A 20,450-nucleotide genomic window follows, 5' to 3' on the forward strand; every position below is an offset into this window, starting at 1 on the left:
TTTTTCAACATTTACCCAACAGGACCCCGTGTCATGCCTACTTTTGACGTCGTCTCCGAAGTCGACAAACACGAACTCTCCAACGCCGTCGACCAGGCCAACCGCGAACTGGCCACCCGCTTCGATTTCAAGGGCAGCGACGCCAAGTTCGAGCTCGACGAGTTTGTCGTAACGCAGGTCGCTTCCAGCGCCTTCCAGCTCAAGCAGATGCTGGACATCCTGCGCGGCCGCCTGTCGGCCCGCGGCATCGACGTGCGCTGCCTGGACGTGGCCGATCCCCTCGAAAACCTGGGCGGCGCCCGCCAGAAGGTCACCATCAAGCAGGGCATCGAGCAGCCGGTGGCCAAGAAGCTCATCGCCGCCATCAAGAACGCCAAGCTCAAGGTGGAATCGCAGATCAACGGCGACAAGCTGCGCATCAGCGGCAAGAAGCGCGACGACCTGCAGACCGTCATCGCGCTGCTGAAGAAGACCGACGTCGACCTGCCGCTGCAGTTCGAAAACTTCCGCGACTGATCCGCCCCGCGCCAGGGTGCCGCGCACCCTGCGGACCTGGAGGGGCCATGGGACATTCCAACGAGTTGCAGCTGGTCGTCGAACTGGTGCGCGCCGGCGGCATGTCCGCCGCCGCCCGCGAGCTGGGCGTCACGCCGGCCGCGGTCAGCAAGCGGCTGGCCCAGATCGAGGCGCGGCTGGGCGTGCGGCTGGTCAACCGCAGCACGCGGCGCCTGAGCCTGACCGCGGAAGGCGAGGTCTACCTGGAAAACGCCCGCCGCATCCTGGGCGAGATCGAAGACCTGGACCAGCTGATCGCCAGCCGCCAGGACAGCCCGCGCGGCCTGCTCAAGGTCAACGCGCCACTGGGTTTCGGCCGCAGCTACATCGCGCCCGCGATTGCGGAATTCGCCCAGAAATATCCCGAGGTGTCGCTGCAATTACAGCTGACCGACAGCCCGGCCGACTTCGTGCAGGACGCCGTCGACGTGGCCGTGCGCTTCGGCGACCTGCCCGACACCCGCCTCATCGCCCGCAAGATCGCGCCCAACCGGCGCCTGGTCTGCGCGTCGCCGGGCTACCTGAAGAGCCACGGCATTCCCGCCACGCCGCACGACCTGGCGCGGCACCAGTGCATCGTGCTGCGGCAGAATGAAGCCGCGTACGGCCTGTGGCGCTTCACCAAGGGACGCCGCAGCGAAACCGTGAAGGTGCGCGGCAACCTCAGCAGCAATGACGGCGAAGTGACGCTGACCTGGGGCCTGGCCGGCCTGGGCATCCTGCAGCGCGCCGAATGGGACCTGGCGCGCTATCTGCGCAGCGGCAGGCTGGTGCAGGTGCTGGAGGACTACGCCTTGCCGCAAGCCGACATCTACGCGGTCTTTCCGGAACGGCACCATCTGTCGGCCAAGGTGCGCGTGTTCGTGGACTTCCTGGTGGCCTATTTCAGGAAGGGCGCGGAAGACCGGTGGTAAGCCCGGCCTTCGCTCAGGCCGTCCACAGGTGCTGCGCCGCGTAGGCGCGCCAGGGCCGCCAGGTTTCGGCGCGGGCCAGCAATTGCGCGGGCGTATAGGTCCGCGCTTCCAGCCTTTCCAAGGCCCGGATCAGGCCGATGTCGGCGGACGGAAACGCGTCCGGCTCGCGCAACTGGCGCAGCGCGATGTATTGCGCCGTCCATTCGCCCACGCCCCGTATTGTGCGCAGCCGGCGGACCGCATCCTCCAGGCCGCCGGCGGCATCGAACAGATGCCTGTCCGCCACCGCCGCCGCGGCGACCGCCGACAAGGTTGCGGCGCGGCTGCGCGGCATGCCCAGCGAGGCCAGCTCGGCCGCCGCCACGGCTTCAGGCAAGGGGAATACATGCGTCAGCGCGCCTTCTGGACGCGCCATGGCCGCGCCGTGCGCGGCCACCAGCTTGCCGGCCAGGCGTATGGCCGCGGCCACCGTGATCTGCTGGCCCAGCACGGCGCGCATGGCCAGCTCGAAGCCGTCCCAGGCGCCGGGCACGCGCAGGCCAGGCCGCGCGCGGATCAGCTCGGTCATCACGGGATCGCTGGCGAACTGCGCGGCGATGGCGACCGGATCGCTGGCCAGGTCGAAGACGCGGCGCAGGCGCGCGATGATGGCCGGCAGCGCCTGCAGCCGGGGAAAGCGCACCGTGGCCTCGAGCGCATCGCCGCGGCCCGGGCGCACCGTCACCGTGCCTTGGCAGCCGTCCAGCAGGACGGTGCGCGCGTAGCTGTCGTCCGTGACCTGCTCGATGCCGGGAATCGCGCGCAGCCGCAGGAAGGCCAGCATGGCGTCCCAGTCATAGGGCGGGCGGTAGCGCAGCAGCAGCTTGATCTCGCCTTCTTGCGCCGCCGACACTTCCGGCTTGCCGGAGCGCCGCAGGTCGCCTGGGGCGCGCGCGAACAGGTCGTGGAAGATCTCGTTGAAGCGGCGGATGCTGCCAAAGCCCGATGCGAAGGCGATCTCGGCCATCGGCAGCCGGGTTTCGTGGATCAGCTGCTTGGCCAGCAGCACGCGCCGCGTTTGTGCCACGGCCACGGGCGAGGCGCCCAGGTGCTGGCGGAACTGGCGCCGCAACTGGCGTTCGCCCACGCCCAGGCGCTGCGCCAGCACGTCCACGCCGTCCTCGTCCAGCGCGCCCAGTTCGATCAACTGCAGCGCGCGGGCCACGCCATCGGGCAGCTCATGCCCCGGCCCGACCTCCGGCGCGGTCTCGGGCCGGCAGCGCAGGCAGGGGTGGTAGCCGGCCTCTTGCGCCGCTGCCGCCGTGGCATAGAACGTGACGTTCTTCGACAATGGGGTGCGCGCCGGACAGACCGGACGGCAATAGATGCGCGTGGTCTTCACGGCGGTGAAGAAGCGGCCGTCGTAACGGGAGTCGCGCACTTGGATGGCGCTGTAGCAGGCGTCGTGGTTCAGGTCCATGAGATCATGCTAACGCCGCGGCGAGCGTTGGATCTAGCGGTTTTCGGACAGTGTTGTGGATGCGGCATTCCTGTCCGAAAACCGCCAGCGCAGAGCCCGCGTCAACGCCTATAGTGCTACGGTCGATCACCTACGCTGGAGTCCGCCATGCCCGTCCAAACCCAGGCTTTCTTTCTTGAGCGCGTTCCCACGCCCATCGGCCTGATGCTGGTCCTGAGCGACGAGCAGCAGCGCCTGCGGGCGGTCGATTGGGAAGACTACGAAGCGCGCATGCACCTGCTGTTGCGCAGGCAGTACCGCAAGCAGCAGGTCGAATTGCGCGATGCGGTCCAGGCGTCGCCCGCGCGGCGCGCGCTGCTGGACTACTTCGACGGCGACGTGCGTGCCATCGACGCGCTGGACGTGGCCACCGGCGGCACCGATTTCCAGCGCGCGGTGTGGCGGGCATTGCGGGAAGTATCGGGCGGCCAGTCGATCAGCTACGGCGCGCTGGCGCACCGCATCGCGCGTCCCGCCGCCGTGCGCGCGGTGGGCGCGGCCAACGGGGCGAATCCCATCGGCATCGTCGTGCCTTGCCACCGCATCGTGGGCGCGGACGCTGCCCTGACCGGTTACGGCGGCGGTTTGCACCGCAAGCGCTGGTTGCTGGATCACGAGCAGAGATGGCTTGAAAATTCTTGTGACAGGGTTGAATAGATTTGTAGCGTGTTAAGCATCTGGAGGGCATATCATGCGTCCCCTTCAGAGCAACCCGCAACAGGAATCAAAGATGTTTATGCCGCGCCCCTTGCGCATGTTCGCAGTTCTGGCCGTCACGCTGGCGCTCGCCGCGTGCGGCGACGACAGCGCCAAGAAGGAAGCGAAAGCGTCCGAGCCGACTACCGCTCAGTCCGAGATCATCAAGTACAACCAGTACGTCGACACCGCCAACAGCATTTCCACGACCTTCGAGCAGGCGCTGGAACGCTACGAGGCCTACGCCGTCCCGGCGCTGAAGGAAGGCAAGCCGCTCAAGGATTTCGTCATCAGCAACGACTCGACGATCCAGCGCACCAAGGAGAAGCTCGATCGCGCGCTGGCGATGCCGACGCCTATTGCCGAGATCGACGCGCCCGCCAAGGCGTTCTCGGATGCGCTGGGCAAGCTGGCGCCGCTGAGCCATGAACTGCAGAACTATGCTGCAGCCAAGACCTTCCTGTCCGACAACGGCGCGCTGGCGCGCGAGAAGAGCCCAGCCTACGTCGCGGCGCTGACCGAAGTCGTGAAGGCGGAAAACGGCTTCTACCGCGGCATCTCCATCAAGGACACGGCCAACACCAAGGAAGCCTTTGAAAAAGCCAAGAAGGACACGGTCGCCTATTACCGCGCCGGCATGGTCTATTACGGCAAGGCTACGATGGACAAGGCGTCGGGCGTGTTCGAGGGCAAGGGCCTGGGCGCCGACCAGGAGGCCTTCAAGCAGGAGCTGGACAAGATGAACGAAATGGCGCTGGGCTTCGACAAGAAGACGCGCGAGGCTGATGCCAAGGGCTGCTCCGGCATGATGATGAACGTCAACGGCTTCCTGGCCTCCGGCCGCAAGATCCTGGAGCACACTAACAATGGCCGCTACAAGGAAGACGCGGCGCGCACCGGTGCGTTCAAGATGATGCGTCCCACCATCGAGGACGACGCCAACAGTCTGCGCCAGAATTTCAACAACCTGATCTCCGACCTGAACATCGGCCGCTGCTGATTGCTGCATGCCTGCGGCCGGTCATGGCCGCTACCTGGAACAGCGCCACATGCGGGCGCTGTTTTTTTGCGCGTTCGCTTTTCCCGCCCGTGCGCCACCTTCAACTCCAGGTAAAAGATGTTTTGAATTCCATTGCGCCCGCCGCTCGCGGGCGTCAGTACAGTGCCGACAGCATTCCACCAGCAAGGAGCCCAGTCGGCATATGAAGACCTATCGCATCGCAACCATCCCCGGCGACGGCATCGGCAAGGAAGTGATTCCGGCCGGACAGCGCATCATGCAGGAACTGGCCCGGGACGGCGGCCTGAGCTTCGAGTTCGAGGATTTCGACTGGGGCGGCGACTATTACCGCAAGCACGGCGTGATGATGCCGGCCGACGGCCTGGACGCGCTGCGCGGCAAGGACGCCATCCTGTTCGGTTCGGCCGGCGATCCGCACATTCCCGACCACATCACTCTGTGGGGCTTGCGGCTGAAGATCTGCCAAGGCTTCGACCAGTACGCCAATGTGCGCCCGACGCGCATCCTGCCCGGCATCGACGCGCCGCTCAAGCGCTGCGCGCCGGGCCAGCTGGACTGGGTCATCGTGCGCGAGAACTCCGAGGGCGAATACTCCGGCGTGGGCGGCCGGGTGCACCAGGGCCATCCGCTGGAAGCCGCGACCGACGTGTCCATCATGACCCGCGCGGGCGTCGAACGCATCCTGCGCTTCGCCTTCAAGCTGGCGCAATCCCGTCCGCGCAAGCTGCTGACGGTGGTCACCAAGTCCAACGCGCAGCGCCACGCCATGGTCATGTGGGACGAGATCGCCCTGGAGGTGAGCCGCGAGTTTCCGGACGTGGCCTGGGACAAGGAACTGGTCGACGCGGCCACCGCCCGCATGGTGAACCGCCCGGCATCGCTGGATACCATCGTCGCCACCAATCTGCACGCCGACATCCTGAGCGACCTGGCGGCGGCGCTGGCCGGCAGCCTGGGCATCGCGCCCACCGGCAACATCGATCCGGAACGCCGCTATCCCTCCATGTTTGAACCCATCCACGGGTCGGCCTTCGACATCATGGGCAAGGGCCTGGCGAACCCGGTCGGCACCTTCTGGTCCGTGGTCATGCTGCTGGAGCACCTGGGCGAGACGCAGGCCGCGGCGCGGCTGATGCAGGCGATCGAAAGCGTGACCGCCGATCCCTCTCTGCATACGGGCGACCTGGGCGGAACCGCCACCACGGAGCAGGTCACGGCAGCCGTGTGCGCGAAGCTGGCGGCTGCGGGCAGGGCCAAGGCCGCATAGGCGTAGCAGACCCGAAGCAGACCTGAAGCGGGACCGGGGCGCGAGACCCCAGGCCCGCCGCGGGATCCACGACAACAAGCGAATTCCATTCGTACCGAGGAGACAAGCATGCACAAGAGAACGATACCCGCGCGCGTCCTGGCGCTGGCCTGCCTGGCGGGCCTGACCATCGCCGGCGGCGCGCAGGCGCAGGGCTATCCGGCCCGGCCGGTGAACCTGGTGGTGCCGTTTCCGGCCGGCGGCACCACCGACGTGCTGGCGCGCGCGCTGGGCCAGGAGCTCGCCAAGAGCCTGGGCCAGCCCGTGGTGGTGGAGAACAAGCCGGGCGCGGGTTCGACCCTGGGCGCGGATTACGTGGCCAAGGCTGCGCCCGACGGCTATACGCTGCTGATGGGCGCCGTGCACCACACCATCGCCACCAGCGTCTACAAGAGCCTGCATTACGACTTCCAGAAGGATTTCGCGCCGGTGACTACCGTGGCCCTGGTGCCCAACGTGCTGGTGGTCAATCCCAAGCTGCCGGCGCAGGACGTGAAGTCGCTGCTGAAACTGGCGCAAGGCCAGCCGGGCAAGCTGACCTATGGCTCGAACGGCATGGGTACGGGACAACACCTGATCGGCGCGCAGTTCGAAAAGGAAGGGCATGTGCAGTTGCTGCATGTGCCTTACAAGGGTAGCGGCCCGCTGACGACCGACCTGCTGGGCGGCCAGATCGACATGTCCTTCGACACCGTGACGCCGGTGCTGGCGCACATCCAGAGCGGCAAGCTGCGCGCGCTGGCCGTCACCACCAATCAGCGTTCGGCCGCGCTGCCCGATGTGCCGACCATGGAGGAAGCCGGCCTCAAACCCTTCAACATGGGGACCTGGTTCGGCGTGCTGGCGCCGGCGGCCACGCCGGCGGACGTGGTCGGGCGCCTGAATGCCGAGATGGTCAAGATCATCCGTTCGCCCGACTTCTCGCGGCGGATGGCGGAAATAGGCGCGGTGCCTATCGGTGATACGCCTGCCGAGATGAAGGCGCGCATCGGCGCGGATACCGAGAACTACGCCAAGCTGGTCAAGGACGCCAAGGTCGCGATCAACTGAGCGCGGCGCGCCTTCAGGCGCGGATCCAGCCGCGCGCGATCGGCAGGGCCAGCGCCTTGCGGTACAGGCCCTGCGCCGCGCCTGTCAGGGGCTCGCCGCAGCGGCGCCATGCCATGGCGGTCAGCCCGGCGGCCAGCGGCGCCAGCAGGAGTCCGCCCAGGATGTCCAGCGGGAAGTGCACGCCCAGGTAGACGCGCGAGGCACCGACCAGGACGGCCGCGGCCAGCGCCAGCCAGCCCCATCCGGCCCAGCGCCGGTCGTAGATCAGCGCGAACGCCAGCGTGGCGATGATGATGGTGTGATTGCTGGGAAACGAGGACGTCGCCTTGTGCGGGAAGAACGCATGTCCCAGGCCGAGGACGAAGGGGCGCGCGTGCGGCCAGAGCGCGCCGCACAGGTAGCTTGCGAACAGCGCCAAGGCGATGCTGGCCAACGCCTTCAGCGCCATGTCGCGCTGCGGCCGGCCGCCCCACAGCCACAGGGCGGCCAGTACGGCCGGCACCAGCAGGATCAGCCGGTTCGCCACCAGCATGGCGGCGTGGATCTGCCAGATCGGGGTGGCCGGGTCGGCGTTGATCGAAAGAAAAAGGGACTGGTTGAGGCTTTCAAGGGAATTCATGAATTGTCATCGCGGCGTAATGAAACGATTGCCGCGATGGTAATGATCCCAGCCGTCAGTCCGCTTACAAAAGGCCGCGGACCGCGTCCTTTTACTTCTGGATGCGTTTGCCCTGCGCGTCGATCACGGCTTCGCCGTCTTCCTTGGCGAAGGCGCCTTGCTGCGGGGCCGGCAGGATGTCCAGCACCAGTTCCGACGGGCGGCACAGGCGCGCGCCCAGCGGCGTCGTGACAAAGGGACGGTTCAGCAGGATGGGGTGCTGCTCGATCGCGTCCAGCAGCGCATCGTCCGAGAGCGACACGTCGTCCAGGCCCAGTTCCTGATAGGGCGTGCCCTTTTCACGCAGGGCCTCGCGCACGCTGACGCCGGCCTTCTTGAACAGCGCCTTCAGGGTGGCGCGCGAGGGCGGCGTTTCCAGATACAGCACGACTTCCGGTTCGATGCCGGCGTTGCGGATCATGGCCAGGGTGTTGCGCGAGGTGCCGCACTTGGGGTTGTGATAGATGGTTACGTCGGACATGGAAGCTCCTCTTTCCGGTAGATCGTCATGCAAGGCTGTGAGCATAGTGCATCCGCGCCCGCGCTTCAGGCGCGCAGCTTCTTGCCCAGCCGCCGCCAGCCTATCACCGCGCCTGTCAGGCTGAGCGCCGCGCCGCCCAGGCTCAGGAACACCAGCAGGACGTCCCACAGCGGGCGGCGCGCCAGGAGACCGGTCCAGTCCCAGCTATGCAGGAAGGCAAACAGCCAGCGGCTGGTGCGCGCGCCGCTGTCCTGCCGGCTCACGATCTGTCCCGTGCGCGGGTCCAGATAGACCCAGGTCGCCTGGGGATCGTCATAGGCCAGCCGCCAGACGGGAAGCGGCTTCTCGACATGGCCCAGCATCGCGTGTTCGTCGCGGGCGTAGTAATAGAAGTCGTAGGCCTGCAGCGTTTCGGCGCTGGCGAGCCGGGCGCCCGGGACCAGCCGGGCGGCGGCGGCGCGCAAGGCCGCCGGGTCGAACGCATGGGGCTGCGCGTTGCCGGCCGACAGCACCAGCGGGGCGCCAGCGGCGCTGCGCGCCAGCACTACGTCCTGGCCATCGGCGCGTGCCCAGCGCAATTCGCGCGGCGCCGCCGGCAGGGCGGCGATCAGCTCACCGGGCGCGGCCAGCGTGTCCCCCGGCGCGCCGGCATAGGCCGCCTGCGCCAAGGGCGGCGCGCCCGTGCTGAACAGCTTCCACGGATTCATGGACATCAGTCCGCTGAAGATCCAGGTGATGGTGATGACCGCGAACAGCAGGCCGCTCAAATGATGCCAGCGCATCATGTTTTCGCGGTAGGGCGAGCGGCTGCCGCTGGCATAGGGCCGCGAGAAGCGCCAGCGCAGGATGCCGACCACCGTGCCCGTCACGGCCAGCAGCACCCCGGCGACCGACAGCCACACCACGATGTCGTGCCACCAGCCGTCCAGCGCATTGCCGCGGAATGGATACAACCAGTGGATCCAGGCGCCGGCGTAGTTCCAGATGCGCTCGGCGCGGGTGGCGTCCAGCACCACCATGCCCGTGGCGGACGAGATGTAGAGTCGCGTATGCGCGGGATCGTCCAGGTCCACCCGGTGCAGCGGCCGGTCCGGACCCAGCGCGCGCGAATGGGTGTAGGCGTCTTCGTCCACCGTGCCCAGATAGCGGGCGGCGTGCTGTCCGCCGGACCAGGCCTGCGCCGTGGCCAGCGCGGTGGCGGCGTCGGCAGGGGGCAACCGCGCGCCGCTGGCGGCGTCCACCATCCTGGGTGCGCGCCGCGCCTCGCCGGGAATCACGTAGACCGGCGCGCCGCCGCGCGCGGCGGCCAGCACCATGCCGGCGGCGTCCTTGGCGCCCGCCGCCGCCAGCGCCTGCGCGGGCGTGACGGTAATTCCCGCGGAATCCAGCGCGGGCAAGTGCGCCAGGCGTTCCTGCGGCGTGAGCTTGGGATAGCCCACGTACATCATCACCACGCCAGAGATGAACCACATGGCAAAGAACAGGCACAGCACGATGCCTGTCCAGCGATGGATCAGGTACAGCCAGCGCTTGGCGCGCGCCGACAGCGGCGGCCCGGCGCGATGGCGGGTCGAGGGGGGGAGCGTCGTGTTCATGGCGGTCTGTCCTGGCACGCCGCTCAGAAGCGGGCCTGCAAGGTGAGCTCGAACGAGCGGGGCGCGCCCAGGTAGTACATGGTCGGCGTCGCGTTCGCGGCGTAGACCTTGTCGGTCAGGTTGCGCACGCGGGCCGTTACGCTGAGGTTGCGGTTGATGCGGTGCGACAGCGCCGCGTCGAACACGGTGTAGGACGGCGTCCAGACGCTGTTGGCGGCGTCGGCGTACATGCGGCCCACGTAGCGCGCGGCCATGCTGGCGGTCCAGTCGGGCAGGAAGGCATAGTCCAGCCAGACGTTGGCCAGGCGGCGCGGCGTATTGGTGGGCACGTTGCCGTTGCGCGAGACCGCCACGCCGCCCACGGATTGCGAGAAATCGTCGTACTTGGGATCGACGAAGGCGACGTTGCCCTGCAAGGACAGCTGGGACGTCAGCTGCAGGCCGCCGGCCAGTTCGATGCCGCGCGCCGATTGCGCGCCCACGGGCACGCTCACGCCGGGGTTGTTCGGGTCCGAGGTCGCCATGTTCTTGCGCTTGATCTCGTAGAGCGCCACCGTGGCCGAACCGCGGCCGTCCCAGAAGTTGAACTTGCCGCCGACTTCCGCCTGCCTGCCGGTGGTGAGTTTGTCATTGTTCAGCACGTCGGCGAACGAGGCGGTGGCCAGGATGCCCGAGGGGGGATCGGCCGCGGTGGCGTACTGCGCATACAGCGAGGCCTCCGGGCTCAGCTCCCAGTTCACGCCCAGCCGCCCGGTCAGCGGCGAGTAGCTGCGCTGCGCGCTGGCGGGCGAGGCCGCGGTGACGGCGCGGCGATTGGTCAGGTCCAGGTCGATGAAGTCCTTGCGCAATGCCGATACGATGGCCACGCCCGGCAGCACCGTGGTGCGGTTTTCCATGGTCAGCGCCAGCGTGCGGATGCGGTTGTCGCGGTCGGCGACGTGGCCGCGCTTCATGCCGGGAATGTCGTAGAAATCGCCGGGCGAAAAGTCGTAGGGATCGACCGCGTCGACCTGGCCGGGCAGGCTGGTGGGATAGCGCGTGATCTTGTTCTGGCTGACGTCCACGCCGAAGGACCAGTCGCTGGGCAGGCCGGCCAGGGTGGAGCGGTACAGGCCTTCCACGCGGTTGCCGATCAGGCTTTGTTCGTGGCGCTGCAACAGCGCCCCGGACCGCAGCACCAGGCTGTTGCCGGCGTTCAGCCGGTAGTTTTCCAGGTTGCGGTAATCGCGTTCGGCGCGGTAGTAGTAGAGCGTGTTCTTGAAGGTCAGATTGGAGCCGGCGCGCCATTCGGTCAGCGACCGCGCCCACAGCACCGACTGCTCGTACAGGCCGTCGTTGACGTTGTAGTTCTTGAAGCGCGTGCCATCGAGGATGCGGCCCGTGCCCTGCACCACGCCGTTGGCGTCGGTTTTCAGCGGCGTGCCCCAGTAGGGGCGGTCGACCTGTTCGCGCTGGTACTCGAAGGCGAAGGTCTGGGTCACGTCCGCGCCCAGGTCGGACAGCAGCGAGGCGGCGACCTGGCTGGCGCGGGAATGGTTGCCATCGACCCAGCCGTGGCTGGAACCGGTGTTGGCGTCGATGCGCAGATAGTGGCCGCGGCCGCCGGGTTCGCCCGCCAGTTGCTGGTTCAGCCCCACCGACAGTTGGCGGCTGTCGAACGATCCCACCCGCAGCTGGCCGTCGTAGAAGGTGTCGCGCTCGGGCAGCTTGGTGACGTAGTTGATGGCGCCGCCCACCGCGCCCGCGCCGAACAGGAAGGTAGAGGGGCCGCCGATGGCTTCGACCCGGTCGTAGATCCAGCTGTCCACCGGCCGCGCGGCGATGGAGTCGTACTGCACGGAAATGCCGTTGAACAGCTGCGAGACCTGGCCGCCAGCGAAGCCGCGGTAGCTGACCGCGCCCGCGTTGCCGGGCGGCGAGGCATTGTCCACGCCAGGGATGCCACGGGCGATCTCTTGCGTGTTCAAGGATCCGCGCGCCTCGATCTGTTCGCGCGAGATCACGGTGACGCTGGCCGGCGTTTCACGCAGGGTCAGGCCCAGGCGGCTGCCGGTGCTGTCGCGTACGTTCAGGTCGATGGGGCCGTTGGGCGCGGGCTCTTCGGCGGCGGCGCCGTGCACGGTGGTGGGCGCCAGGGTGGGCACGGCGGGTTCCGTGGTCAGGGCCTGGGCGGAGCCGCTGGCGAGCGCGCCCAGCAGCAGGGTGTAGGTCGTGGTTTTCTTCATGTCTGGAACCGGTGGTCCGGCCCGCGCGCCAGGAAGTCCCCGCCTGGAACGGACGGGACTGGCCGGAGCGCATGAGCCTGAATGGCGGCACGCGTGCGCACGCGCGAGAGGCGCGGACGCAACGTGGCGATGGGGTGACGGCGTACCGGCGCGCAGCGATCGCCATCAGGCGACGGGGCGCGCAGGCTCAGACCGCTGGCGGTGCGCGCGGCTGGGCCGCGCTCCAGGCATGAAGAGGATGCGCCGCAAGGAAGAACAGCGGCGGATAGGTGATGGCGCGCCCTAGAGGAGCAGGCACGACGGGAACAGGCGTGGGCAGTATGCCCACGTCGGCATTGGGGTTGCGGCACAGCGGGCAGTGATGGCTGTCGCCGTGACTGTCCGCCTGGGTGCCGTTATCGTTGCCGCCCGGCACCTCCAGGGTCAGGGAGGCTTGCCCCGCGCCTTCGCTGGTGCAGAAGTCGACGCTGATGCGATGGGCGTTGTGGCTGGCCGGAGACAGGCTCAGCGCATTCGCCAGCGACGGCGCCAACGACGCCCACAGGATCGCGACGAGCGCGATCCACACGGCGGGGCGGGTCAGGTAGGCAGCGGAGCACATGGCGCCCGATTATATCGGAGCAGTTGGGGCCGCCGTCCAGAGCCCCTCGGTGAAAAATGCGATTTCGTATCCGTCCTAGACCGACAGATGTCGCCGCACGTCCTCGCCGTCGATGGCGGCGCGGTCTCCACGCGCCACCACGACGCCACGCGACAGCACCACGAAATGGTCCGCCAGTTCGCGCGCGAAGTCGAAGTACTGCTCGCACAGCAGGATGGCGATGTCGCCGCGCTGGCGCAGCATGTGGATGACGCGGGCGATGTCCTTGATGATGGACGGCTGTATGCCTTCCGTGGGCTCGTCCAGGATGATGAGCTTGGGCTCGGCCACCAGGGCGCGGGCGATGGCCAGCTGTTGCTGCTGGCCGCCGGACAGGTCGCCGCCGCGGCGCGACAGCATGGTCCGCAGCACCGGGAACAGTTCGTACACCTCTTCCTTGATGCGGCGGGCGCGCGCCGCCGGCTTGGTCGCCATGCCCATCAAAATGTTCTCTTCCACCGTCAGCCGGGCGAAGATGTCGCGGCCCTGCGGCACATAGGCCATGCCGCGCGCGGCGCGCTGGTGCGGCGCCAGGCGCGTGACGTCCGCGCCGTCGAAGGCAATGTTGCCGTGCGCCACCGGCAGCACGCCCATCACGCATTTGAGCAGGGTGGTCTTGCCCACGCCGTTGCGCCCCAAGAGCGCCAGGCATTCGCCCTGGCGCAAGGACAGCGAGACGCCGCGCAGCGTGTGGCTGCCGCCGTAGTATTGGTCGATCGCGTTCACGTCCAGCATCTCAGCGCCCCAGATAGACTTCGATGACACGCGGATCGGCCTGCACCTTGCTCATCGGTCCTTCGGCCAGCACCGAGCCTTCGTGCAGCACCGTGACCTTGCCGTCGCCCGCGATCTGGTTGACGAAGTCCATGTCGTGTTCCACCACCATCAGCGAATGGCGTCCGCGCAGTTCGTTGAGCAGCTCGCCGGTGCGTTCGGTCTCGGCGTCGGTCATGCCCGCCACCGGCTCGTCCAGCAGCAACAGTTGCGGCTCCTGCATCAGCAGCATGCCGATCTCCAGCCACTGTTTCTGTCCGTGTGACAGCAGCCCGGCGGGCAACGCCGCCTCGGGCCGCAGCCGGATCAGGTCCAGCGTCTCGCCGATCTTATCGATCTGTTCGCCGCTCAACCGCGCGAACAGCGTGGGCCGCACGCGCTTGTCGGTCTTCATCGCCAGCTCCAGGTTTTCGAACACGCTGTGCTGCTCGAACACCGTGGGCCGCTGGAACTTGCGGCCGATGCCGGCATGCGCGATCTGGGCTTCGTTCAGGGTGGTGAGATCTATGCTCTGGCCGAAGTAGGCGGTTCCCGCCGTGGGCCGGGTCTTGCCGGTGATGACGTCCATCATCGTGGTCTTGCCCGCGCCGTTGGGGCCGATGATGCAGCGCAGCTCGCCCACGCCTATGTCCAGCGTCAGGTCGTTCAAGGCCTTGAAGCCGTCGAAGCTGACGGTGATGCCTTCCAGGTAGAGGATGGCGCCGTGGCTGGTGTCCAGGCCCTTGGGGCTGACGCGGCCGTAGCCGGCATCGCCGCTGGGGCCGCCGTCGAGCGCGGCGGATTCGATGTGCGTGCTGCTCATGCCTTGTTCCCCTGGATGCGGGCGGAGATGCGGCGCGCCAGGCCGACGATGCCGGTGGGCAGGAACAGCGTCACCAGCACGAAGATGAGGCCCAGCGCGTACAGCCAGAATTCCGGCAGCACGCTGGTGAACCAGGTCTTCAGGCCGTTGACGGCGCCCGCGCCGATGATGGGGCCGACCAGCGTGCCGCGTCCGCCGGTGGCGACCCAGATCACCATTTCAATCGAGGTCTCGGTGGACATCTCGCTGGGGTTGATGATGCCGACCTGCGGCACGTAGAGCGCGCCGGCGATGCCGCAGAGCACCGCGGACAGGGTCCAGACGAAGAGCTTGAAGCCCAGCGGGTCGTAGCCGATGAAGCGCAGCCGGCTCTCGGCGTCGCGCACGGCGGTGAGCACGCGGCCCAGCTTGCTCTGCGTGACCGCGCGCGCCAGGACCAGCGCGCCCGCCAGCGCGGCCAGCGTGATCCAGTACAGCGCCGCGCGCGTGCCGGGCGCGGTAATGTCGAAGCCCAGGATGCGCTTGAAGTCGGTGAAGCCGTTGTTGCCGCCAAAACCGGTGTCGTTGCGGAAGAACAGCAGCATCGCAGCGAAGGTCAGCGCCTGCGTGATGATGGAAAAGTACACGCCCTTGATGCGCGAGCGGAAGGCGAAGTAGCCGAACACGAAGGCCAGCACGCCAGGCGCCAGCACGACCAGCAGCATGGCGTACCAGAAGTGCTCGGTAAAGGACCAGTACCAGGGGTAGCTCTTCCAGTCCAGGAACACCATGAAGTCGGGCAGGTCGCTCTGGTAGACGCCGTCGCGGCCGATGGCGCGCATCAGGTACATGCCGTGCGCATAGCCGCCCAGCGCGAAGAACAGGCCGTGTCCCAGCGACAGGATGCCGGCATAGCCCCACACCAGGTCCAGCGCCAGCGCCGCCATGGCGTAGCACATGAACTTGCCCAGCAGCGCCACGGCATAGGCCGACACATGCAGCGCATGGCCGGGCGGGAAAGCGAGATTCAGCAGGGGCAGCAGCGCCAGCAGCGCCACGGCCGCGGCCAGGGCCGCCCAGACCCGGCCCGAGTACAGCGGGCGGCGGGTCAGCAGATTCAGGTCAGTCAGCGCGTTCTGTTTCATTCGACGCTCCGGCCGCGAGGGGCGAACAGGCCTTGCGGCCGCTTTTGGACGAACAGCACGATGAGCGCGAGGATGGTGATCTTGGCCATGACGGCTCCCGCGTAAGGCTCCAGGAATTTGTTGACGCCGCCCAGGCCCAGCGCGGCGATGACGGTGCCGGCCAACTGGCCCACGCCGCCCAGCACCACCACCATGAATGAATCGACGATGTAGCCGCGGCCCAGGTCCGGCCCCACATTGCCCAGCTGGGACAGCGCCACTCCGGCCAACCCGGCGATGCCCGAGCCCAGGCCGAAGGCCAGCATGTCGACGCGGCCGGTGGGCACGCCCACGCAGTCGGCCATGCGGCGGTTCTGCGTGATGGCGCGCACGAACAGGCCCAGGCGGGTATGGTTCAGCAGCGCCCACACCAGGAACACCACGAAGAAGGCGAAGCCGATGATGACGAGGCGGTTGTAGCTCAGCACCAGTCCGCCCAGCACCGTGACACCGCCGGACATCCAGCCGGGATTGCCCACCTCCACGTTCTGCGCGCCGAACAGCGTGCGCACGCCCTGCATCAGGATCAGGCTGATGCCCCAGGTGGCCAGCAGCGTTTCCAGCGGCCGGCCATAGAGCCAGCGTATGACGGTGCGCTCCAGCGCCATGCCGACCAGCGCCGTCACGGCAAAGGCCAGCGGCAGCGCCGCCAGCACATACCAGTCCAGCCAGCCCGGCAGCCAGGCGCGGAACGCCGTTTGCACGACGTAGGTCACGTAGGCGCCTATCATCAGCAGTTCGCCATGCGCCATGTTGATGACGCCCATCAGGCCGAAGGTGATGGCCAGGCCCAGCGCCGCCAGCAGCAGCACGCTGCCCAGGCTGATGCCGTAGAACAGATTGCCGGCCCATTCGATGGTGGCCAGGTGGCGGTCGATCTGCTTGAGCGCGCGGCCGGCAGCTTCACGCACGCCGGCATCGGGTTCGGCGTAAACGCCGTCGCGCGCCTCGGCCAGCGCGGCCAGGGTGGGACGAAACGCGGCGTTGCGGGTGGCGCCCAACACCTCGACCGCATGGCGGCGCTTGGCGGGATCGCTGCTTTTCAACTCCAGGTTGGCCTGTGCGATCAGCAACGCGTCGCGCACGGCTTCGTTCCTTTCCGATGCCAATGCTTTTTCCAGCATGGGCAGGCGCGCCGGGTCGCCGGTCTGCTGCAGGCGGCGCGCCGCAGCCAGGCGCTCGGCGGGCTGCTCGGAATACAGGCGCGAACCCGCCAGCGCGGCCTCGATGGCGCGGCGCAGGCGGTTGTTGATGCCGATGGCGCCCGCGTCCGCGGGCAGCTCGGCGGCGGCGCCCGTCGCCGCATCGATGGCGCGCGTGCCGCCGTTGCCGATCAGCACGCGGCCGTCATTGGCGGCATAGAGCCGGTCCTCGCCCAGCGCCTGCAGCACCGCTGCCGCTTCGGGTTCGGGCAACTGGCCCAGCGCGGCAATCGCCTGGAGCTTGGCGTCCGTGTCGTCGCCGGCCAGCGGCGCCAGCAGGGCTGGGTCCACGCCGCTTGCCGCCGCCGGGGCGGCCGCGAGCGGCAGGGACACCAGCCATGCCAGCAGGAAACGACGCAAGTAGAGTGCGAATGCCGCGATGCGCATGGCTGCTTGTTCCCGGTGCGTTAGAGACCTTGCTTGCCTTCGTTGCCCGGGATGTACGGGCTCCAGGGCTGGGCGCGGATCGGACCCTTGCTCTTCCACACCACGCTGAACTGGCCGTCCGCCTTGATCTCGCCGATGTAGACCGGCTTGTGCAGGTGGTGGTTGGTCTTGTCCATTTCGATGGTGTAGCCGTCGGGCGCGTTGAATTTCTGGCCGCCCATGGCTGCGATCACCTTGTCCACGTCCGTGGTCTTGGCCTGTTCCACCGCTTGCTTCCACATGTGGATGCCGATGTAGGTGGCTTCCATCGGGTCGTTGGTCACCACCGTATTCGCGTTGGGCAGGTTCTTGGCCTTGGCATAGGCCTTCCATTTCTGGATGAAGGCGTCGTTGACGGGGTTCTTGACCGACTGGAAGTAGTTCCACGCCGCCAGGTGGCCCACCAGCGGCTTGGCGTCCACGCCGCGCAGTTCCTCTTCGCCCACCGAGAATGCCACCACCGGTACGTCGGTGGCCTTCAGGCCGGCATTGCCCAGCTCCTTGTAGAAGGGCACGTTGGAGTCGCCGTTGATGGTGGAGATGACGGCGGTCTTGCCGCCGGTGGCGAACTTCTTGATGTTGGCGACGATGGTCTGGTAGTCGGAATGGCCGAAGGGCGTATAGACCTCGTCGATGTCGCTGTCCTTGACGCCCTTGGAATGCAGGAAGGCACGCAGGATCTTGTTGGTGGTGCGCGGGTAGACATAGTCGGTGCCCAGCAGCACGAAGCGCTTGGCGCCGCCGCCGTCTTCGCTCATCAGGTATTCGACGGCGGGTATGGCCTGCTGGTTGGGCGCGGCGCCGGTATAGAACACGTTCTTCTCCAGTTCCTCGCCCTCGTATTGCACGGGGTAGAAGAGCAGGCCGTTGAGTTCCTTGAACACCGGCAGCACGGACTTGCGCGACACCGAGGTCCAGCAGCCGAAGACAACCGCCACCTTGTCCTGGGACAGCAGCTGGCGCGACTTCTCGGCAAACAGCGGCCAGTTTGACGCCGGGTCCACCACCACGGCTTCGAGCTTCTTGCCCATCACGCCGCCATTGGCGTTGATTTCGTCGATGGTCATCAGGGCCACGTCCTTGAGCGACGTTTCCGAGATCGCCATCGTGCCCGACAGCGAATGCAGGATGCCGACCTTGATGGTGTCCTCGGCGGCGTATACCTGCGGCATCCATCCGGACATGGCCAACAGGCTCACGGCGGTCAGTTGCTTAAGGGCTAGTCTGCGTTTCATGGTGACTCCTGAATGGAATGGGCCGGCCGTGCCGGCGAGAACGATCTGAAAACACACGACAACGAAGACCTAAAAGCAAAAGGCATGCCAGCTGCGCGCCTACGCGCGGTTCGCTATATGAAGGGGGGAAAACAAGACGGACGCCGGCGACAACAGCGCGGGAGCGGGCTGGGGCCGATCTGGTGCCGTATGCACAACATGGGTGCGGGCGCCGCCCGCTGGCGGTGCGCGCGTGCCGCGCCGCCGTGATGGCTTCAGGCCGCAAGCGGCGCGTTGCCGCAGGGAACAGGGGCGTGCGCGCAGCGGCGGCCAACATGGCACGCCGATTGCTTGGGAATCCGTACTTGTATACAAGAAAGGATTCCAGCATGAACGCCGCAGCAACGCACAAAGGCCCCGTCGCCTGGACGATCGCGCAATGGCAGGCCGCCTATCGCAACGAGGGCGCCACGCCCGAGACCTTGTTGGCGGCCTGGGCCGAACGCGGCAGCCCGCCGGACACGGCCTGGATCAAGCGCGTGGACGGCGCCATGCTGGCGCGGCAGCTCGATGCCCTGCATGGGCTGCTGGAAGCGGCCAACGGCGACCTGACGCGGCTGCCGCTGTATGGCGTGCCGTTCGCCATCAAGGACAACATCGACGCCGCCGGCTGGCCCACCACGGCGGCCTGCCCTGAGTTCGCGTATACGCCCGAGGAAGATGCGACCGTGGTCCGCCGCCTGCGCGCGGCCGGCGCCATCCTGGTGGGCAAGACCAACCTGGACCAGTTCGCCACCGGACTGGTGGGTACGCGTTCGCCGCTGGGCGCGGTGCCCAATACGTTCAATCCGGACTACGTCAGCGGCGGCTCCAGTTCGGGCTCCGCATCCGTGGTGGCGCGCGGCCTGGCCGCTTTCTCCTTGGGCACCGACACGGCGGGCTCGGGCCGCGTGCCGGCAGGCTTCAACAACATCGTCGGCCTCAAGCCCACCAAGGGCAGGCTCAGCGCGGCAGGCGTGGTGCCGGCCTGCCGCACGCAGGACTGCGTGTCGGTGTTCGCGTTGACGGTGGACGACGCCGAACTGGTGGCCGACATTGCGGCAGGCTGGGATGCGCGCGATCCCTATTCGCGCGCCCAGCCTGTGGGCAGCGGGCATCCCTGGCCGGCCCAACCCAGGCTGGCGATCCCCGCGCAACTGGAATTCTTCGGCGATGCGCAGGCAGTGGCGGCGTTCGACCAGGCCGTGAGCGACCTTAAGGCGGGCGGCGCAACGGTCGAACCCGTCGACTTCACGCCGTTCAACGAGCTGGCGGCGCTGCTGTATCAAGGGCCTTGGGTGGCCGAGCGCTTTGCCGCCGTGGAAGCGTTGTGGAAGCAGAGCCCTGACGCCATCCATCCGGTGGTGCGCGGCATCGTCGAACAGGCCGCCAACTACAGCGCGCTGGACGCGTTCAAGGCCGAGTACCGGCGCGCCGAGCTGACGCGCAGCATCCATCAGGCGCTGGCGGGCTTTGATGCGCTGGTCGTGCCGACGACGCCTTCGATCTACACCATCGCCCAGCTCGAAGCCGATCCGGTGACGCTGAATTCGCGGCTGGGGACCTACACCAACTTCACCAACCTGGCCGACCTGTCGGCGCTGGCGCTGCCTGCGGGCATGCGCGGCGACGGCCTGCCCGCAGGCATCACGCTGATCGGCATGGCCTGGCAGGACCACGCGCTGGCGCAGTTCGGACGCCAGTGGCAGGCGCGCCTGGCGCTGCCGCTGGGCGCCACCGGCGCGCCGCTGCCCGCGGCCGGGCATGCGGCCCCGCCCGCGCGCGACACGGTGCGGGTGTCGGTGGTGGGCGCGCACTTGCGCGGCATGCCGTTGAACCACCAACTGACCTCGCGCCGCGCCGTGTTCGTCGAGGCGACGCGCACCTCGGACGACTACCGCCTGTATGCCCTGGCCAATACCACGCCGCCCAAGCCCGGCCTGGTGAAGTCCGCGAGCGGCGCGCCCATCGAGGTCGAACTCTGGGATGTGCCGCTGGCTGCCTTCGGCGCCTTCGTGGCCGAGATCCCCGCGCCGCTGGGCATCGGCACGCTGGAGCTGGCGGACGGCCGCCAGGTCAAGGGCTTCATTTGCGAGCCGCGCGGGCTGGAGGGCGCGCGCGACATCACGGAGTTTGGCGGCTGGCGCGCCTATCTGGCCAGCCTGGCTTGATCTCCGCTTTCGATAACCCC

General features: G+C 67.8%; 18 protein-coding genes. 7 read left to right on the plus strand and 11 right to left on the minus strand.

Annotation, left to right across the window (positions count from 1 at the left end; translation table 11 throughout):
- The first annotated feature begins 33 nt into the window (after nucleotides 1-33).
- Nucleotides 34-516, plus strand: a complete 483-nt coding sequence (locus NGK62_RS25655; RefSeq protein WP_251880998.1) for a YajQ family cyclic di-GMP-binding protein — start codon at nucleotides 34-36, stop codon at nucleotides 514-516.
- 47 nt (nucleotides 517-563) lie between these two features.
- On the plus strand, nucleotides 564-1,469 hold the full coding sequence (locus NGK62_RS25660) for a LysR family transcriptional regulator (protein ID WP_059377762.1): 906 nt from the start codon (nucleotides 564-566) through the stop codon (nucleotides 1,467-1,469).
- A gap of 13 nt (nucleotides 1,470-1,482) precedes the next feature.
- On the opposite strand, the gene NGK62_RS25665 is transcribed toward NGK62_RS25660, so the two are convergent.
- Nucleotides 1,483-2,928 carry an AlkA N-terminal domain-containing protein gene (locus tag NGK62_RS25665; protein ID WP_251880999.1) on the minus strand — a complete coding sequence of 482 codons (1,446 nt, stop codon included), beginning with the start codon at nucleotides 2,926-2,928 and terminating at the stop codon, nucleotides 1,483-1,485.
- Between the two features lie 147 nt (nucleotides 2,929-3,075).
- On the opposite strand from NGK62_RS25665, the gene ogt reads away from it, so the two are divergent.
- The 4 genes from ogt to NGK62_RS25685 all read left to right on the plus strand — a co-directional run bounded on the left by ogt (nucleotide 3,076) and on the right by NGK62_RS25685 (nucleotide 7,040).
- Nucleotides 3,076-3,624, plus strand: a complete 549-nt coding sequence (gene ogt, locus NGK62_RS25670) for a methylated-DNA--[protein]-cysteine S-methyltransferase (protein ID WP_251881001.1) — start codon at nucleotides 3,076-3,078, stop codon at nucleotides 3,622-3,624.
- A gap of 73 nt (nucleotides 3,625-3,697) precedes the next feature.
- Entirely contained in the window at nucleotides 3,698-4,663 is a 966-nt protein-coding gene (locus NGK62_RS25675; protein WP_251881003.1) for a DUF3829 domain-containing protein, read from the plus strand.
- 202 nt (nucleotides 4,664-4,865) lie between these two features.
- Nucleotides 4,866-5,951, plus strand: coding sequence for a tartrate dehydrogenase (locus NGK62_RS25680; RefSeq protein ID WP_059377770.1), 1,086 nt, complete (start codon nucleotides 4,866-4,868; stop codon nucleotides 5,949-5,951).
- Between the two features lie 108 nt (nucleotides 5,952-6,059).
- Nucleotides 6,060-7,040 (plus strand): Bug family tripartite tricarboxylate transporter substrate binding protein, encoded by a 981-nt coding sequence (locus tag NGK62_RS25685; protein WP_251881005.1) that lies wholly within the window; start codon nucleotides 6,060-6,062, stop codon nucleotides 7,038-7,040.
- A gap of 13 nt (nucleotides 7,041-7,053) precedes the next feature.
- On the opposite strand, the gene NGK62_RS25690 is transcribed toward NGK62_RS25685, so the two are convergent.
- The 10 genes from NGK62_RS25690 to urtA form a co-directional block, all read right to left on the minus strand.
- Complete coding sequence (locus tag NGK62_RS25690) at nucleotides 7,054-7,659, minus strand: phosphatase PAP2 family protein (RefSeq protein ID WP_059377774.1); 606 nt, start codon at nucleotides 7,657-7,659, stop codon at nucleotides 7,054-7,056.
- 91 nt (nucleotides 7,660-7,750) lie between these two features.
- Nucleotides 7,751-8,179 carry an arsenate reductase (glutaredoxin) gene (arsC, locus tag NGK62_RS25695; protein WP_251881007.1) on the minus strand — a complete coding sequence of 143 codons (429 nt, stop codon included), beginning with the start codon at nucleotides 8,177-8,179 and terminating at the stop codon, nucleotides 7,751-7,753.
- A gap of 65 nt (nucleotides 8,180-8,244) precedes the next feature.
- Complete coding sequence (locus NGK62_RS25700; protein ID WP_251881009.1) at nucleotides 8,245-9,774, minus strand: PepSY domain-containing protein; 1,530 nt, start codon at nucleotides 9,772-9,774, stop codon at nucleotides 8,245-8,247.
- A 23-nt stretch (nucleotides 9,775-9,797) separates the two neighbouring features.
- Nucleotides 9,798-11,999 (minus strand): TonB-dependent receptor, encoded by a 2,202-nt coding sequence (locus tag NGK62_RS25705; protein WP_059377781.1) that lies wholly within the window; start codon nucleotides 11,997-11,999, stop codon nucleotides 9,798-9,800.
- Nucleotides 12,000-12,186: 187 nt separating this feature from the next.
- Nucleotides 12,187-12,600, minus strand: coding sequence for a DUF2946 domain-containing protein (locus NGK62_RS25710; protein WP_251881010.1), 414 nt, complete (start codon nucleotides 12,598-12,600; stop codon nucleotides 12,187-12,189).
- Between the two features lie 75 nt (nucleotides 12,601-12,675).
- Nucleotides 12,676-13,374 (minus strand): urea ABC transporter ATP-binding subunit UrtE, encoded by a 699-nt coding sequence (urtE, locus tag NGK62_RS25715; protein WP_059377784.1) that lies wholly within the window; start codon nucleotides 13,372-13,374, stop codon nucleotides 12,676-12,678.
- Nucleotide 13,375: 1 nt separating this feature from the next.
- Nucleotides 13,376-14,215, minus strand: coding sequence for an urea ABC transporter ATP-binding protein UrtD (gene urtD, locus NGK62_RS25720; RefSeq protein ID WP_059377787.1), 840 nt, complete (start codon nucleotides 14,213-14,215; stop codon nucleotides 13,376-13,378).
- Nucleotides 14,212-15,339 (minus strand): urea ABC transporter permease subunit UrtC, encoded by a 1,128-nt coding sequence (gene urtC, locus NGK62_RS25725; RefSeq protein ID WP_059377789.1) that lies wholly within the window; start codon nucleotides 15,337-15,339, stop codon nucleotides 14,212-14,214. The genes urtD and urtC overlap by 4 nt, the downstream gene beginning before the upstream one ends.
- Nucleotides 15,336-16,967 (minus strand): urea ABC transporter permease subunit UrtB, encoded by a 1,632-nt coding sequence (gene urtB, locus NGK62_RS25730; RefSeq protein WP_059377790.1) that lies wholly within the window; start codon nucleotides 16,965-16,967, stop codon nucleotides 15,336-15,338. Before urtB ends, urtC begins: the two co-directional genes overlap by 4 nt.
- A gap of 20 nt (nucleotides 16,968-16,987) precedes the next feature.
- A complete protein-coding gene (urtA, locus tag NGK62_RS25735; protein WP_059377801.1) occupies nucleotides 16,988-18,241 on the minus strand; it encodes an urea ABC transporter substrate-binding protein in 1,254 nt (417 codons plus the stop codon).
- A gap of 368 nt (nucleotides 18,242-18,609) precedes the next feature.
- Here urtA and atzF point away from each other — a divergent pair, with 368 nt between their 5' ends.
- Nucleotides 18,610-20,430, plus strand: coding sequence for an allophanate hydrolase (atzF, locus tag NGK62_RS25740; protein ID WP_251881012.1), 1,821 nt, complete (start codon nucleotides 18,610-18,612; stop codon nucleotides 20,428-20,430).
- The last annotated feature ends 20 nt before the right edge of the window (nucleotides 20,431-20,450 follow it).

The sequence above is a fragment of the Achromobacter sp. Marseille-Q4954 genome, assembly GCF_943737025.1.
GTDB classification, from domain to species: domain Bacteria; phylum Pseudomonadota; class Gammaproteobacteria; order Burkholderiales; family Burkholderiaceae_B; genus Achromobacter; species Achromobacter bronchisepticus_A.